The organism is Bacteroides sp. 3_1_13 (genome assembly GCF_001185845.1).
GTDB lineage: Bacteria > Bacteroidota > Bacteroidia > Bacteroidales > Bacteroidaceae > Bacteroides > Bacteroides xylanisolvens.
Window position 1 is genome coordinate 1,396,915 of the sequence record NZ_KQ236956.1, and the last position, 15,516, is coordinate 1,412,430.

Annotated in this window: 14 protein-coding genes and 1 pseudogene; 10 read left to right on the forward strand and 5 right to left on the reverse strand. The window is 43.9% G+C overall.

Features of this window, described 5'->3' with window-relative positions:
• Positions 1-200: 200 nt before the first annotated feature.
• A pseudogene (locus tag HMPREF9009_RS24850) lies at positions 201-446 on the forward strand (YqgE/AlgH family protein); the annotation flags it as partial.
• A 4-nt stretch (positions 447-450) separates the two neighbouring features.
• On the opposite strand, the gene HMPREF9009_RS18175 reads toward HMPREF9009_RS24850, so the two are convergent.
• From HMPREF9009_RS18175 to recR, 3 genes are read right to left on the reverse strand one after another with little or no spacing between them, the layout of a single operon-like run.
• Positions 451-987 carry a GNAT family N-acetyltransferase gene (locus tag HMPREF9009_RS18175; RefSeq protein WP_004326972.1) on the reverse strand — a complete coding sequence of 179 codons (537 nt, stop codon included), beginning with the start codon at positions 985-987 and terminating at the stop codon, positions 451-453.
• Positions 984-1,442, reverse strand: coding sequence for a hypothetical protein (locus tag HMPREF9009_RS18180; protein ID WP_044131866.1), 459 nt, complete (start codon positions 1,440-1,442; stop codon positions 984-986). The genes HMPREF9009_RS18175 and HMPREF9009_RS18180 overlap by 4 nt, the downstream gene beginning before the upstream one ends.
• A 26-nt stretch (positions 1,443-1,468) precedes the next feature.
• Positions 1,469-2,086 (reverse strand): recombination mediator RecR, encoded by a 618-nt coding sequence (gene recR, locus HMPREF9009_RS18185; RefSeq protein WP_004306273.1) that lies wholly within the window; start codon positions 2,084-2,086, stop codon positions 1,469-1,471.
• A gap of 91 nt (positions 2,087-2,177) precedes the next feature.
• Between recR and HMPREF9009_RS18190 the strand changes: the two genes are divergently transcribed.
• The 7 genes from HMPREF9009_RS18190 (at position 2,178) to HMPREF9009_RS18220 (ending at position 9,935) form a co-directional block, all read left to right on the forward strand.
• Entirely contained in the window at positions 2,178-3,635 is a 1,458-nt protein-coding gene (locus HMPREF9009_RS18190; RefSeq protein ID WP_049702936.1) for a sodium:solute symporter, read from the forward strand.
• Between the two features lie 11 nt (positions 3,636-3,646).
• The gene (yihA, locus tag HMPREF9009_RS18195) at positions 3,647-4,252 is read left to right on the forward strand and encodes a ribosome biogenesis GTP-binding protein YihA/YsxC (protein WP_004315890.1); all 606 of its coding nucleotides are present in this window, start codon (positions 3,647-3,649) and stop codon (positions 4,250-4,252) included.
• The gene (locus tag HMPREF9009_RS18200) at positions 4,242-4,865 is read left to right on the forward strand and encodes a DUF4923 family protein (protein ID WP_004315891.1); all 624 of its coding nucleotides are present in this window, start codon (positions 4,242-4,244) and stop codon (positions 4,863-4,865) included. The genes yihA and HMPREF9009_RS18200 overlap by 11 nt, the downstream gene beginning before the upstream one ends.
• A 97-nt stretch (positions 4,866-4,962) precedes the next feature.
• Positions 4,963-5,358, forward strand: a complete 396-nt coding sequence (locus HMPREF9009_RS18205) for a DUF1573 domain-containing protein (RefSeq protein WP_004300420.1) — start codon at positions 4,963-4,965, stop codon at positions 5,356-5,358.
• A 105-nt stretch (positions 5,359-5,463) separates the two neighbouring features.
• Positions 5,464-7,452: an OPT family oligopeptide transporter gene (locus HMPREF9009_RS18210; RefSeq protein WP_004300419.1), complete on the forward strand. Its 1,989-nt coding sequence runs from the start codon at positions 5,464-5,466 to the stop codon at positions 7,450-7,452.
• Positions 7,453-7,458: 6 nt separating this feature from the next.
• A complete protein-coding gene (locus tag HMPREF9009_RS18215) occupies positions 7,459-9,015 on the forward strand; it encodes an N-acetylmuramoyl-L-alanine amidase-like domain-containing protein (RefSeq protein WP_049702937.1) in 1,557 nt (518 codons plus the stop codon).
• Between the two features lie 2 nt (positions 9,016-9,017).
• Entirely contained in the window at positions 9,018-9,935 is a 918-nt protein-coding gene (locus tag HMPREF9009_RS18220; protein ID WP_004315893.1) for a PorV/PorQ family protein, read from the forward strand.
• On the opposite strand, the gene lipB is transcribed toward HMPREF9009_RS18220, so the two are convergent.
• Positions 9,892-10,575 carry a lipoyl(octanoyl) transferase LipB gene (gene lipB / locus HMPREF9009_RS18225; RefSeq protein WP_004315894.1) on the reverse strand — a complete coding sequence of 228 codons (684 nt, stop codon included), beginning with the start codon at positions 10,573-10,575 and terminating at the stop codon, positions 9,892-9,894. The two genes, HMPREF9009_RS18220 and lipB, sit on opposite strands and share 44 nt — an antisense overlap.
• A gap of 142 nt (positions 10,576-10,717) precedes the next feature.
• Between lipB and HMPREF9009_RS18230 the strand changes: the two genes are divergently transcribed.
• Both HMPREF9009_RS18230 and HMPREF9009_RS18235 read left to right on the forward strand, forming a co-directional pair.
• The gene (locus tag HMPREF9009_RS18230; RefSeq protein WP_008021897.1) at positions 10,718-11,920 is read left to right on the forward strand and encodes an IS110 family RNA-guided transposase; all 1,203 of its coding nucleotides are present in this window, start codon (positions 10,718-10,720) and stop codon (positions 11,918-11,920) included.
• 329 nt (positions 11,921-12,249) lie between these two features.
• Positions 12,250-13,089: a helix-turn-helix domain-containing protein gene (locus HMPREF9009_RS18235; protein ID WP_004311631.1), complete on the forward strand. Its 840-nt coding sequence runs from the start codon at positions 12,250-12,252 to the stop codon at positions 13,087-13,089.
• A gap of 179 nt (positions 13,090-13,268) precedes the next feature.
• Here HMPREF9009_RS18235 and HMPREF9009_RS18240 read toward each other — a convergent pair whose 3' ends face one another.
• On the reverse strand, positions 13,269-15,479 hold the full coding sequence (locus HMPREF9009_RS18240; protein WP_049702938.1) for a heavy metal translocating P-type ATPase: 2,211 nt from the start codon (positions 15,477-15,479) through the stop codon (positions 13,269-13,271).
• Positions 15,480-15,516: the final 37 nt, after the last annotated feature.

Here is a 15,516-nt window from a genome sequence, read left to right on the forward strand (position 1 = left end):
TGATTGAAAATATTCCTCCAAAAGGAGTGAGCTTCTCGGATTTTATTTGCATTTTTGCCATGCCTGATGAGGTTTTGTTTGATTATTTTTTTGCAACACTAAGTTAAGTGAATCCTCTGACATGGCAAAATCCTGAGCAACTTTTTGTTGCTCAGGTACTTAAAAAAAATATTTTATAATAGTGTTGCGGAATTAAGGAAATAAAGAAATATATATTACAAGGGAATAAAATCAGCGAATGTATCCGTTTCTTCCTGGGGTATTCCGGATGGGACAGCGAACAGTTAAATAACGAAATCAGAGAAAACACATGGCTGGTGTCTGAAGAAGAAAAATCATATCTGATGAAAAACAATATCAAGGATATGTGGCGGACTGCTTTAGAGAAGCTAGGCAGCAAGTACGAAACGTGGTCACGCTTCCCACAAGTGCCTACTCTCAACTAATATTTTATTTCTTAGGATTCAAACATTGGAGAAGCAATGCATCTTTGTAGCAGCCCTCCACTTGCAGCCAGTTTTTCAATAATCCGCATTGAACGAAGCCACAAGACGTGAACAGCTTTACACAAACGTCATTATCTGTCGTGACATGTGCATAAAGCTGACTTAAAGACAGAAAATCAAAAGCATATTCACAAAGCAGCTTCAATGCGTCGGTGGCATACCCTTGCTGCCGATAATCCTTATGCACGGCAATTCCTACTTCTCCCCGCGAATGAAGGGGAACGAAATCCGTAATATCAATCGTACCAAGGATACACTGGTCGGATTTGCGTACCATCATCAAACGTAATTGCTTATCCGCAAACACATCACACTGCGAACCTTCAATATATTGGCGCAATACGTAACGGGAGTATGGAACTGTAAAGTTACTGATGTCCCACATCGAAGGATCATTTTCCATCTCATACATTATATCCATATCTTCCGGTTCTACCGCACGAAGATAGATACGTTCGTTCATCAAGAAAGACTGTCTCATAGCTTTTCTTCTTTTGCAATGTGAAGTTCGTTACGCAATCTCTTCTCACTGGGCAGGCAGAAAAGTGACGCCGTAAGGCCAATCAGCATACAGAGGTTACCCGTGCTGCTCAACGTCAGGTAGTAACACAAAAGGTTCACCACAATAGCTACTTCAAGCACTCCCAAGCGAACAATGTTCCATTGCACATATCGCTTCAAGGCAAGCGTGATAGTCATGTGATCTATCTTTTTCTTAAGCACCAAGCTATATAATTTAAGAGAAAGAGGCACACACAAAGCAGTAAGCAAAATGCCGACCGTCTCAAAATAGTAGATAGCCGGTGCGTTATCTACCAAACCTCCTACGGGAAAGAGTTCAAACTCTCCTGCCCCAAGCAAAAATGCCGGGAGCACCCAAAAGAAAACATAACTGATATTCAAATTTCTGACAGCTCGTTTTATCTGTTCTTCCATGTTCGTTCTTAAATGATTAATAATGATTATACAGTTCCGGTAAAAAGCGTCCGGTTCACAATGCTGCGTCCTAAAGTCACTTCATCGGCATATTCAAGTTCATCACCAACCGATATGCCACGGGCTATCACACTTAGTTTAACCCCTAGTTTATCCAGCTTGCGATAGATGTAGAAGTTGGTAGTATCGCCCTCCATCGTAGTGCTCAACGCCAAAATAACTTCTTTGATTCCACCTTCAGCCACCCGCTGCACCAGGCTTTCAATTTGAAGGTCACTCGGTCCGACTCCGTCCATTGGAGAAATGACTCCTCCCAAAACGTGATAAAGCCCGCGATACTGCTGGGTTGCCTCTACCGCCATTACATCACGGATATTTTCCACCACACAGACAGTGGAAGCATCCCGTTGCGGATTAGCACAAATCTGGCAAGTTTCAGTATCGGATATATTATGACACACTTTGCAGTATTTCACTTCACGTTTCAATGTTATGATAGAATTTCCGAAAGCTTCCACCGTAGCCGTATCCTGACGGAGCAGATGCAGAACAAGCCTCATAGCCGTCTTACGCCCGATACCCGGAAGTTTGGAAAATTCGCCGACTGCCTTTTCAAGCAGTATAGAAGGATATTGTTGGTTCATAGATAATATTTGCTGTTCTATCGATAAAACCTTGCAAAGATACAGATTATTGTTTTTAATACCTACAAAAATTGCTACCTTTGCATCTGTTATGATGATACTAGTCACTATTCTTTGCTACTTCGCGGTATTATTACTAATAGCCCGTATCACCGGACGTAAGGGAGGATCAAATGCAGCATTCTTCAAGGGAGAGAACCAATCACCTTGGTACATAGTCTCTTTTGGAATGATTGGCGCCTCCATCTCCGGAGTCACTTTCGTCTCTGTACCGGGAATGGTGCGCGGAATGGATATGACGTATATGCAAACGGTACTCGGATTTTTCTTCGGATACATGGCCGTAGCCCATATCTTACTTCCTTTATATTATAAATTGAATCTGACAAGTATCTACGGATACCTCGGCACCCGCATCGGAGTGCGTGCCTATCGCACCGGTTCCTTTTTCTTTCTGCTGTCACGCATGTTGGGAACCGCAGCCAAACTTTATCTGGTATGCCTCATTCTCCATACGTATGTATTTCAGGAAATGCACGTCCCCTTTTGGCTGATTGCTGTCGGTTCGGTTGCATTGGTATGGATATATACTCATAAAAGCGGAATAAAGACCATCGTGTGGACAGATACCTTACAAACATTTTGCCTGATTGCCGCTCTGATTTTTATCATCTATTTTACGATCCAAAGATTAGACCTTAATTTCAGCGGCATTGTGCAAACAATCCAAAACAGCGAACACAGCCGTATTTTTGTATTTGACGACTGGGTATCCCGACAGAACTTCTTCAAACAGTTTTTCAGTGGTATCTTCATCGTCATCGTAATGACCGGACTGGATCAGGATATGATGCAAAAGAATCTTTCTTGCCGGAACCTCCGGGAAGCACAAAAAAACATGTACTGCTACGGTTTCTCATTCATTCCGCTAAATTTCCTTTTTTTATGCCTGGGAATTCTATTGATAGCGCTAGCGGGACAGATGCAACTCGAACTGCCAGCCATGAATGATGATATACTGCCCATGTTTGCAGCCCAAGGTTATCTGGGACAATCCGTATTGGTACTTTTTACAATCGGCATTATCGCAGCAGCTTTCAGCAACTCGGATTCCGCCCTGACAGCCATGACAACCAGTGTATGCGTAGACCTGCTGAATACGGAAAAAGACACAGAAGAAACGGCACGTCGCAAAAGAGGCAAAGTGCATTTATCGTTATCAGTCTTATTGGCATTCTTCATCTGCCTGGTAGAAATACTCAATAATAAGAGTGTTATTGACGCCATATATATCATCGCCTCCTACACATACGGCCCCCTGCTCGGAATGTTTGCTTTCGGACTTTTTACACGCAGGCAAACGAACGACCGGTGGGTTCCTCTCATAGCCATCTTTTCACCCCTGCTCTGCTATCTTGCCGACTGGTGGATTGGAAAAGAAACCGGATATAAATTCGGTTATGAATTGCTAATGTTAAATGGAACGCTTACCTTTGCGGGGTTAATCTGCATGTCTAAAAAAGGGAAAAACGATGTTACAAAGAAATAAATGACAAGAAAATGGAAATAACAAGTGCTGAATTTGTGATTAGCAATACGGACGTGAAGAAATGCCCGGCCGGCATTTTCCCGGAATATGCCTTTATAGGCCGTTCGAATGTGGGAAAATCGAGTCTTATCAATATGTTGACCAGCCGTAAAGGTCTGGCCATGACCTCTTCTACTCCGGGAAAAACGATGTTAATCAACCACTTCCTTATCAATAAGAATTGGTATCTCGTCGACCTTCCGGGATATGGCTATGCCCGACGCGGACAAAAAGGGAAAGACCAGATACGCACCATAATCGAAGATTATATCTTGGAACGGGAACAAATGACCAACCTCTTTGTCCTGATAGACAGCCGGCTGGAACCTCAAAAAATAGACCTCGAGTTTATGGAATGGCTGGGCGAGAACGGTATCCCCTTCTCTATCATCTTTACCAAAGCCGACAAGCTAAAAGGTGGACGTTTAAAAATGAATATCAATGCCTATTTACGTGAGTTGGGCAAACAATGGGAAGAGCTCCCTCCTCACTTCGTATCTTCCTCGGAAGACCGCACAGGACGTGTTGATATACTCAATTACATAGAAAACATAAACAAGGATCTCAATGTTAAATGAAAGAAGAATGAAAATGAAAAAGAGTTTTTTATCTATTGCCTTTTTGGCAGTATTTATGCTAACGGCAACTAACAGCCAGGCGCAATCATGGTCCGACTTATTAAATAAGGACAACATTTCAAAAGTAGTAAATGCCATCACCGGAACCACCGAATCTATCGACATGACCGGAACATGGAGCTACAAAGGTTCGGCGGTAGAGTTCGAATCGGATAACTTACTAATGAAAGCAGGCGGAGCTGCCGCAGCTACTATGGCTGAAAATAAGCTGAACGAACAATTAAGCAAAATAGGTATTAAAGACGGCCAGATGAGTTTCACTTTCAATGCCGACAGTACTTTCACCAGCACGGTGGGCAAGAAAACATTGAAAGGCACTTACTCCTACAATGCTTCAACCAAACAAGTTGATTTGAAGTATTTGAAACTTCTGAATCTGCACGCTAAAGTAAATTGCAGTTCCAGCTCACTGGAGTTACTGTTCAACTCGGACAAACTGTTGAAACTAATGGCTTTCATCGGTAGCAAAAGTAGCAGTACCGCACTGAAAACAGTTAGTTCACTGGCCGAAAATTACGATGGAATGATGCTCGGATTCCAACTCTCAAAATAGCAAAAGAGAATCGTTTAATACTATTTCGCACTCCATAAAGTATATTTTAGGGGAAAAGCATTATCTTTGTCGTTTGTAATCAAAAAGAGAAGGAAAAATGAAAAAGATACTTTTTTTAATGACCCTGTTAGTAATGGGCGTAAGCTTTGCATTTGCACAAACAAATGCAGATATCAAGTTTGACAAAACAACTCACGATTTCGGTAAGTTTTCTGAAAACAGCCCGGTTGTCAGTTGCACATTTACCTTTACTAATATCGGCGATGCCCCGCTGGTGATCCATCAGGCTGTAGCCTCTTGCGGCTGTACAGTACCCGAATATACAAAGGAGCCCATCATGCCGGGCAAAAAGGGAACAATCAAGGTGACTTATAACGGAACAGGCAAATATCCGGGACATTTCAAAAAATCAATCACCTTGCGTACCAACGCCAAAACAGAGATGGTAAGATTGTATATCGAAGGCGATATGACGGCAAAAGATGCAAAGTAGGAAAAAATAGACTATTACATAAAGGAGAATCTTTCGGTTCTCCTTTTTTTTTGTTTACTTTGAGGACGGAAATGTAAATTAACACATTAGCAAATTATAAAAACTATGAAACAAGAAGAAGACAAATTCACCGGGTTACCCGAGAATGCGTTCAGAGAGTTGAAACCCGGGGAAGTGTACAACCCGTTGATGGGTCCCTCTAAAAATTATCCGGAAGTTAATATCTGGTCAGTAGCATGGGGTATTGCCATGGCAATCCTTTTTTCGGCCGCCGCTGCCTATCTGGGGTTGAAGGTCGGACAGGTATTTGAAGCAGCTATTCCAATTGCGATCATTGCCGTAGGAGTTTCCGGAGCTGCCAAAAGAAAAAATGCGTTGGGCGAAAATGTGATTATCCAGTCTATTGGAGCTTGTTCCGGAGTAATCGTTGCCGGAGCGATCTTCACCCTCCCCGCTCTTTATATTCTCCAAGCTAAATATCCCGAGATGACGGTTACCTTCATGCAGGTATTCATCAGCTCTTTATTGGGTGGCGTATTGGGTATTCTATTCCTGATTCCTTTCCGTAAATACTTCGTCAGCGACATGCATGGAAAATATCCTTTCCCGGAAGCAACAGCCACTACACAGGTGTTGATCTCCGGCGAAAAAGGCGGCAGCCAGGCCAAACCGTTATTGATGGCAGGTATGATCGGCGGATTATATGACTTCATCGTAGCGACATTCGGATGGTGGAACGAGAATTTTACTACCCGTGTTTGCAGTGCCGGAGAAATGCTGGCAGAAAAGGCAAAATTAGTATTCAAGGTAAACACCGGTGCCGCTGTGCTTGGTTTGGGATATATCGTCGGACTGAAATATGCTTCCATCATTTGTGCCGGTTCACTGGCTGTGTGGTGGATTATCATTCCGGGAATGTCTGCTATCTGGGGTGACAGTGTACTGAATGCATGGAATCCGGAAATTACCTCTACCGTAGGTATGATGAGTCCGGAAGAAATATTCAAATATTATGCCAAGAGCATCGGTATCGGCGGTATCGCTATGGCGGGTGTGATCGGTATTATCCGTTCCTGGAGCATCATCAAGAGCGCTGTCGGGCTGGCAGCCAAAGAGATGGGCGGTAAAGGGAACGTAGAGAAAAGCATTATCCGTACACAACGGGATCTTTCCATGAAGATTATCGCTATCGGTTCTATCATCACACTGATATTAATCGTATTATTCTTCTATCTCGATGTCATGCAAGGGAATCTGTTGCATACATTGGTAGCCATTGTTTTGGTTGCCGGCATCTCTTTCCTGTTCACCACAGTAGCAGCTAATGCCATTGCGATTGTTGGTACTAATCCGGTTTCGGGAATGACATTGATGACACTGATATTGGCTTCCGTAGTGATGGTAGCTGTCGGACTGAAAGGTCCTTCGGGCATGGTTGCCGCATTGGTTATGGGTGGTGTAGTATGCACCGCGCTGTCGATGGCAGGAGGTTTTATCACCGACTTGAAGATTGGTTACTGGCTCGGAAGTACGCCTGCCAAACAGGAAACATGGAAGTTCTTGGGAACAATCGTATCGGCTGCAACAGTAGGCGGTGTAATGATTATCCTGAATAAAACATACGGATTTACAAGTGGCGCACTGGCTGCTCCGCAAGCAAATGCGATGGCGGCCGTGATCGAACCACTAATGAGCGGTGTAGGTGCACCCTGGTTGTTATATGGTATTGGGGCTGTCTTAGCTATTATTCTGACTCTTTGTAAAATTCCTGCATTAGCTTTCGCATTGGGTATGTTTATTCCATTGGAACTGAATGTGCCGCTGGTAGTGGGTGGAGCAGTGAATTGGTTTGTTACAACACGTAGCAAAGATGCATCTCTGAATACGGAAAGAGGTGAAAAAGGAACTTTACTGGCATCCGGTTTCATTGCCGGAGGTGCATTGATGGGAGTAATCAGTGCCGCGATGCGCTTTGGTGGAATCAATCTGGTTAATGAGGCATGGTTGAACAATACTTGGTCAGAAGTGTTGGCATTAGGAGCGTATGCCTTACTGATTCTTTACTTTATAAAGGCTTCAATGAAAGTTAAATAAATCATTATGAGGAGACTATTATCCATTATAGTATCACTTGTAACTGCCATATCATTTGCGCAGCAGCCCGTCGAGCTACCTTTGTGGCCCGACGGTGCTCCCAACTCCAGTGGACTAACCGGAGAGGAGCAGGAAACGCGTCCTCATTTTGTCACGAATGTCACGCATCCCACCCTGACGGTCTACCACCCGGAAAAGCCGAATGGAATGGCTATTATCATGTGTCCCGGAGGCGGGTATCGTGGACTAGGTATGGATGGAGAGGGGTATGATATGGCTCCCTGGTTCTGCGGACAAGGTATTACCTATATAGTATTAAAATACCGGATGCCGAACGGACATTGGGAAGTCCCCGTATCAGACGCCGAACAAGCCATTCGCATGGTACGCCAACATGCCAAAGAATGGAATGTTAATCCTTACAAGGTAGGATTAATGGGAGCCTCTGCGGGAGGGCATTTAACTGCTACACTCGCCACTCACTACAATTCGGAAACACGTCCGGACTTTCAGATATTACTTTATCCGGTAGTTACGATGATGCAAGTCACCCGGGGAAATACAAGAACTGCATTGCTCGGCAAAAATCCAACAATGGAACAAATACAGAAGTTTTCCGCCGAATTGCAAGTAACGCCCGATACTCCACAAGCATTTATCGCTCTTACCTCCGACGACCCTTCCGTAGCACCTTACCACGGAGTAAACTATTACCTTGCTTTACAGAAAAACAAGGTTCCGGCAACTCTCCATGTTTATCCTACCGGAGGACATGGCTGGGGATTTCAGGATCATTTTAAATATAAGCAACAATGGACACAGGAATTGGAGAAATGGTTGCGCGACGGCGTTGTATTCCCGGAAAATCCCGAACCCATGTTACGAATCGGAAAATCTTACTTGGGAACTAAATACGTGGCTAACACATTAGATCAAGACGGAGAAGAATCATTAGTGATCCGGACAGATGCCGTAGATTGCCTCACTTTCGTAGAATACACGTTGGCACAGGCACTCGGTTCTTCCTTTGCCGACAATCTGCAAAAAATACGTTATCGGGACGGCATCATCAACGGTTATCCTTCCCGGTTGCATTATACTTCCGAATGGATAGAGAACGGAATCCGCCACGGATTCCTCACCGATATTACTGCCAAAAACAGTGCGCATACCCAGAAAATCTCTCTTTCGTATATGTCTACCCATCCCAAGCAATATAAAAAATTGGCTGATTCTCCGGAAAATGTACGACAAATGGCCGAATATGAAAAAGCAATCTCCGGAAAAGTCGTACATTGGTTGCCGAAAAGCGAACTGCCGGAAGCCGGATTGCCCTGGATCATGAATGGAGACATTATTGCTATTACAACGAAGATGCCCGGACTGGACATTGCTCATGTGGGAATAGCAGAATATAAAGAGGGAAAACTGCACCTGCTGCACGCTTCTTCTACATTGGGAAAAGTAGTTGTCAGCGACGAACCTCTCAATCACATGCTAAACAACAATAAATCGTGGACAGGCATACGTGTTGTCCGGATGTCTCACTCTAAAAATAACTGATTATGAAACGAGTAAAACATTTCCTTCTCGCCTCGTGCTTATTCCCCACTTTGCTGGGAGCACAAGAAATGGCAAGCGCCTATTTTCTGGAACTTACTCCGGACGCCCAATCGGCAGGTATGGCAGGTACAGGATTAGCTACCACCGACAACGGTAGTACAGCTATTTTTCATAATGCTTCTACCATCGCTTTCTCACAAGAAGTGATGGGTGCGAGTTATTCATACGCTAAGATCAACCAAGATTATGCGCTACATAGCGCCTCCCTTTTCTACCGGATCGGAAGGGAAGGCATACATGGATTTGCTGTAGGTTTCCGGCATTTCAAAGATCCCAAGGTGCTTGATTACCGTCCTCATATCTGGGATTTAGAAGCTGCTTATTTCAGAAATGTAGCCAAAAATCTGTCTCTTTCATTAACGTTCAGATACCTGCAAGCCAAAGCCGCGGAAAACGCAGACAGCAAGAATAGCGTTTGTCTGGACTTCGGCGCGACCTACTATCGCAATATGGCTCTATTGGACGAAATGGCTTCCTGGAGCATTGGTTTCCAAGCTGCCAACTTAGGCAAAAAGCTGGACGGACAAAAGTTACCCGCCAGATTAGGATTGGGAGGTACAATCGACCTGCCATTCAGTATAGAAAACCGTTTGCAGGTGGCGCTCGACTTCAACTATCTGCTCCCTTCTGAAATCCGTCATCTCCAGGCTGGCATAGGAGCCGAATATAATTTCCTGAAATATGGTGTTGTCCGTGCGGGATATCATTTCGGAGACAAAGACAAAGGAGTAGGCAACTACGGCACCCTAGGCTGCGGAATAAACTTCTGGCCGATACGTGCAGACTTCTCATACGCCTTGGCTGATAAAGATTGCTTTATGCGCCGCACCTGGCAACTGGGAGTTGGAATAGTTTTCTAAGCTCCTCTTCGAGGCGTTGCTTCACTTCGTCCATCGGCACATCGTGCTTTAATTCCTGACGAAGAGAAGTGACGCCTTTATCTATAAATCCACAAGGATGGATATAACTGAAATAACGTAAATCGGTATTCACGTTCAGAGCCAGTCCATGCATCGTGACATAATGACTGCTCCTCACTCCGATAGCACAAATCTTACGCGCACGAGGCGTATCACCTTCCAACCAGACTCCTGTCGCTTTCGCCAAACGTCCGGCCTCAATGCCATAAGAAGCACATACCCGAATCACCGCTTCTTCCAACAGATGAACGTACTCTTTCAATCCTAACTGAAATTCTTCCAGGTTTACTATCGGATAACATACCAATTGTCCCGGACCATGATAAGTAATGTCCCCTCCCCGATCAATATGATAAAGGGTGGCATCAATTGCTTTCAGTTGTTCATCACTCAACAGCATATTATTTTCTTTCCCGCTACGTCCTAATGTATAAACATGGGGATGTTCGCACATCACAATACGGTTTTCATAACTCTCGCCCTGAACTTTTGCCCGGACAATGTTATCAAACCATTCTGTCTGCCGTTGCCATGCTTCGGCGTATGGTATCAAATTCCAATCAATAAAAAATGTTTTCATAAAAACAAAATTATATAGAAAAATCGAGTTTTTCTACACCGGCACAATAAAAACCGAGGCCAACCCTCAAACTCTGCTTCATACTTCGTTTAATTGTTACGAATGTCCTATATTTAAGGAGTGTAACTAAAAAATCTCAAATATGGACAAAGACAGAATCGTGGCCGGCCTTGATGTCCACAAAGATACAATTTATCTCTGTGTGATGGATAATACAGAGGCCGTTATTTTTGCAAAAGTTTATGGTACATTGACTCCTGATTTAGAACTTATGTGTTCCGAGATGGTTTCTCATGGGGTGACAGAGGCAGCAATGGAAAGCACTTCGACCTATTGGGTCCCTGTGTGGAATGCCTTGTGCGAGAGCATGTCTCTCAAATTGGTAAATCCTTATTTTATAAAGCAGCTTCCCGGTCGCAAGAGTGATGTGAAGGATGCCCAATGGATAGCGGAATGCTTGTTGAAGAATCTGATTCGTGGAAGTTTTGTGCCAGATAAGAGAGTGCAGGACATGCGCAAGTATAACCGTCGCATCTTCGACCTGAATGAAGACCTGACGTATAACAGCAATAAACAGGACGCTGCTTTACAGCGATGTGGTTTTCGGTTAAGTAACTATGTATCCCGAGTCAATGGAAAAAGCTATCAGAAGTGCGTCCGTGCAATAATAACCGGGATAACAGACCCTGAGGAGCTGGTGAAACTCATTCATGGAAAAACTCTACGGAAATACGGACGCAACATCATAAAGGATGCCGTAACGGGTGACTTTCACCAGGCAGACATCTGTTTGTTAAAGCAATACGCAGAGCTTATAGAGGTAATCGAGCGACAAATCGAAGAATGCAGGAATGCTCTCATTGCCATGTGCCAGGAACACTTCCCGAAACAATTCAAACGTCTACAGAGTATCCCCGGTGTTAAAGAACGCGCCGCTTCGGCTATAATTGCGGAGACCGGGGCTGACATGAAACCGTTTGAAAAAGCAACAAACCTAGTGGGATGGTGTGGATTGAAACCACGCAATGATATAAGCAACAATAAAGTCAAAAGCAACAGGACGACGCATGGGAACCGATTCCTGCGTCAGATATTGATTGAAATATCCTGGGTCGCATCAAGAACCCGAAACTGCTTTTTCTCAAATTTCAGCTACGTGCAATGCACCCAACGCCATAAGAACAAGATGAAGATACAAGTAGCCATCGCCCGAAAACTATTGGTCGCAGTATGGCATATGCTGACAAAAGACGAGGATTTTATAGATGTTTACCTCAAGCGGCTTGAAAAGCAGGCGGAATGGCAAAATGATATTCAAGCATTAGAATCGTTATTGGTCGGATAGACCTTTCCGATATACCTCTATCGACAACATAATTACCTTTGTGCTGCCACATGAGCGCGTTTACAAAATTATTGTATCTATAGAGGGATTGGACACCAGCGTAGTCCTTTTAGGCTGAAGAGGAAAGTAACAAACTTTACTAGTTCAGACGACAAAATACTTGTCGTCTTAGGCGTTTTGTGGGAAAACTTACGGACTATAAGTATAATTAATTAGATACAAGTAAGTTACATGCGAATATAAGAGCAGGAGATTTTTCTTTTTAGAGGAAAGGTAAGAAATAAAAAGAAAATGCGTACATTTGTTGGCCCAATATAACAAACACAACTATGAAAATGGACTTTCCACAGGTAGACTTGCCTACCGAAGTATTAGCATGGACGAATGTAACAGAAGACATTCTCAATATTTACAAGCAATCTTGCCGGTTGCAAGCATGTATTGTTGCCATCTGTACCGAAGGTTCGATGAAAGCCTCCATCAATCTGCTTGATTATGAGATTCGTCCTAATGACCTGATAACTCTGTTACCGGGAACAATCATTCAGTTTCGGGAGAGAACAGAAAAGGTATGCCTTTGCTTTGCCGGCTTTTCCGCACATTGCGCCGGACGAATCAACCTGATGAAGAATATTGGTAACGCATATCCCAAACTGATAGAACAGCCGGTGGTTCCTCTTAATGAAGAGGTAGCCAGTTATCTGAAAGACTATTTTGCTCTATTATCACGGGCCAGTTGCAATGAGAACTTCGAAATGGATTCTGAATTGGTTGAATTGTCTCTTCAGACCATCCTGACAAGCATACGATTGATATATCATAAATTTCCGGGTGAAAACGGTAGTTCGAATCGAAAAAAAGAAATCTGCCGGGAACTGATTCATGTTATCACCGAGAATTATAAAAACGAACGTCGTGCACAGTTCTACGCAGATAAATTAGGTATATCTCTTCAACATTTAAGTACGACAGTAAGACAAGTGACAGGTAAAAGTGTATTGGACACTATTGCATATATTGTCATTATGGATGCTAAAGCCAAACTGAAAGGTACCAATATGACTATCCAAGAAATCGCATATTCTCTAAACTTCCCCAGTGCCTCTTTCTTTGGCAAGTATTTCAGACGATATGTAGGAATGACGCCATTGGAATTTAGAAACAGATAATTTATACGAAGGACGATAGAAAACATAAATGGTGAGTTGTAAAACAATGAACGGTGAATAAATTGCGCATTATCCGCAAAGTATTCACCGTCTATTATTTGTTGTTCACTGTTCATAAATTACAGCTTACCATTCAGTGTTTACTGCTTACAGGTTCCTGTCTTTTTATGGTTCGTTTCTTATTTTCTTCCCAAGCTCAACGAATTGAGCACTACACTCACGCTGGAGAACGCCATTGCGGCACTTGCCAGCATCGGATTTAATAACAAACCATTCAGCGGGAACAAGATACCGGCAGCAATTGGAATACCGATCAGGTTGTAAATAAACGCCCAGAAAAGATTCTGATGAATCAGTTTGACCGTCTGCTTTGACAACTGGAAGGCTTTAGGAAGCAGCAATAAGTCCGATGTCATCAAAGTCACCATAGCCACGTCCATAGCAATATCAGTTCCTTTTCCCATAGCAATGCTGACGTCAGCCAATGCCAGTGCCTGCGAATCATTGATACCATCGCCCACCATCGCAACCTTCTTTCCCTGCATTTGAAGCTCACGTACAAATTCGGCCTTATCGTCCGGTAGAGCGTCGGCAACAAAACGTTCGATTCCTAAACGGGAAGAAACGGCTAGTGCAGTCCGTTGCCCGTCACCCGTCAGCATACAGATGTCAATCCCTTGGCGTTTCAGTTCTTTCACCGCTTCGGCAGAAGTAGCCTTTATCGGGTCGGAAACAGCAATAATAGCCAACAACTCGTTTTCACGTCCAAAGTAAATGATGCCGTTACCGTCCGATTCATAGTGAACCAGCATTTCAGCCATCACATCGCTTACTGTCGCACTGAAATCTTTCAGGAGTTTATGACTGCCTACCCAGTAAGTATGTCCCTCATACGAGGCTTTGATTCCTTTTCCCGTAATGCTTTCAAAGCTATTTAACACGGCAGGTTTTATTTTTTCTTCGTCCTGAAGCGCAGCAACAATAGCGCCGGCAAGCGGATGCTCCGATTTCATTTCCGCAGCTAAAAGTACATCTTTGAAATGTGGTTCCTGCGACTGCGCCCATAACCATCCGGTAGCTGTAGGATGCCCTTCAGTCAGTGTTCCCGTTTTATCCAGAACAACGACATCTACTTTGCGCATTTGTTCCAAAGCCACTGCATCTTTAATCAGAATATGCTGGCTGGCAGCTTTACCTATACCCACCATCAACGCAGTAGGTGTAGCAAGCCCCAAAGCACATGGACAAGCAATGACAAGAACAGAAACAGCCGACAAAATACCATAAGAGATATATTCACTACCACCAATGGTAACCCACAATACAAATGTCAGAATGGCAATGCCCAATACGACAGGTACAAAAATCCCCGTAATACGATCGACAATGCGTTGCACGGGAGCTTTGCTACCCTGCGCTTCCTGCACCATAGCGATAATACGGGCAAGCACGGTTTCGCTGCCTACCTGTGCGGCACGAATGATAAATGAACCACGCTGGTTGATCGTCCCTGCCAATACCTTATCACCTTTCTTCTTTTCTACCGGAACCGGTTCACCGCTAATCATACTTTCATCGACATACGAGTCGCCTTCGGAAAGCTGACCGTCCACAGGTATTTGCTCTCCCGGGCGTACAACCACCAAATCACCTACCTGAAGTTTTTCAATCAAGATCTCCTCCTCCACTCCATTGCGCAGAACACGAGCCGCTTTAGGCTGCATTCCCATCAACTTACGAATGGCTGTCGAGGTATTTCCTTTGGCACGTTCCTCCATCAACTTTCCGGTAAGAACGAAAGCGATAATCACCGCAGAAGCCTCATAATAGACATGCGGTTCCAATCCGCGGTCATACCAGAATTCGGGGAAGAAAGTGTTGAACAGACTGAACAGAAAAGCAATGGAAGTACTAAGCGCAACCAAAGTATCCATATTGCTCCGTCCTAATTTAGCCTGTTTCCAGGCTCCGGTGAAGAAACCGCCTCCGAAAAAGACCATAACAGGGATAGCAAGTACCATTTGAATCTCATTAGAGTATGGCACATGCATCAGTATCATGGAATATACCAATAACGGTACTACCAAAATCCACGCACCAATCACCTTCCACTTCAAACGAGTGTAACGCTTATGCTGTTCCTCTTCCCGGCGTTCTTCTTTGTGGGCTTCTTCCACAATCAGATCATAACCTGCCGCAAGCACAGCCGCACGAATCTCTCCGGGAGTCAGCTGCTCTTTCTCATAAGAAACGGTCAATGTATTGGTAGCAAAATTAACGGAAGCCTCAATGACTCCCGGCAATTTTTTTACTGTTCTTTCTACATTATTGGCACATCCTGCACAATGCATATTAAGCACAGGAAATGCCTTTTTTGTTGTGTTACCCATATAATTATTGTTTACGGCCTTCCCCTCCTCTCGAAAA

Coding starts and splice junctions, on each gene's coding strand:
- HMPREF9009_RS18175 (WP_004326972.1), bottom strand. CDS start 987: ATGAGACAGTCTTTCTTGATGAACGAACGTATCTATCTTCGTGCGGTA.
- HMPREF9009_RS18180 (WP_044131866.1), bottom strand. CDS start 1,442: ATGGAAGAACAGATAAAACGAGCTGTCAGAAATTTGAATATCAGTTAT.
- recR (WP_004306273.1), bottom strand. CDS start 2,086: ATGAACCAACAATATCCTTCTATACTGCTTGAAAAGGCAGTCGGCGAA.
- HMPREF9009_RS18190 (WP_049702936.1), top strand. CDS start 2,178: ATGATGATACTAGTCACTATTCTTTGCTACTTCGCGGTATTATTACTA.
- yihA (WP_004315890.1), top strand. CDS start 3,647: ATGGAAATAACAAGTGCTGAATTTGTGATTAGCAATACGGACGTGAAG.
- HMPREF9009_RS18200 (WP_004315891.1), top strand. CDS start 4,242: ATGTTAAATGAAAGAAGAATGAAAATGAAAAAGAGTTTTTTATCTATT.
- HMPREF9009_RS18205 (WP_004300420.1), top strand. CDS start 4,963: ATGAAAAAGATACTTTTTTTAATGACCCTGTTAGTAATGGGCGTAAGC.
- HMPREF9009_RS18210 (WP_004300419.1), top strand. CDS start 5,464: ATGAAACAAGAAGAAGACAAATTCACCGGGTTACCCGAGAATGCGTTC.
- HMPREF9009_RS18215 (WP_049702937.1), top strand. CDS start 7,459: ATGAGGAGACTATTATCCATTATAGTATCACTTGTAACTGCCATATCA.
- HMPREF9009_RS18220 (WP_004315893.1), top strand. CDS start 9,018: ATGAAACGAGTAAAACATTTCCTTCTCGCCTCGTGCTTATTCCCCACT.
- lipB (WP_004315894.1), bottom strand. CDS start 10,575: ATGAAAACATTTTTTATTGATTGGAATTTGATACCATACGCCGAAGCA.
- HMPREF9009_RS18230 (WP_008021897.1), top strand. CDS start 10,718: ATGGACAAAGACAGAATCGTGGCCGGCCTTGATGTCCACAAAGATACA.
- HMPREF9009_RS18235 (WP_004311631.1), top strand. CDS start 12,250: ATGAAAATGGACTTTCCACAGGTAGACTTGCCTACCGAAGTATTAGCA.
- HMPREF9009_RS18240 (WP_049702938.1), bottom strand. CDS start 15,479: ATGGGTAACACAACAAAAAAGGCATTTCCTGTGCTTAATATGCATTGT.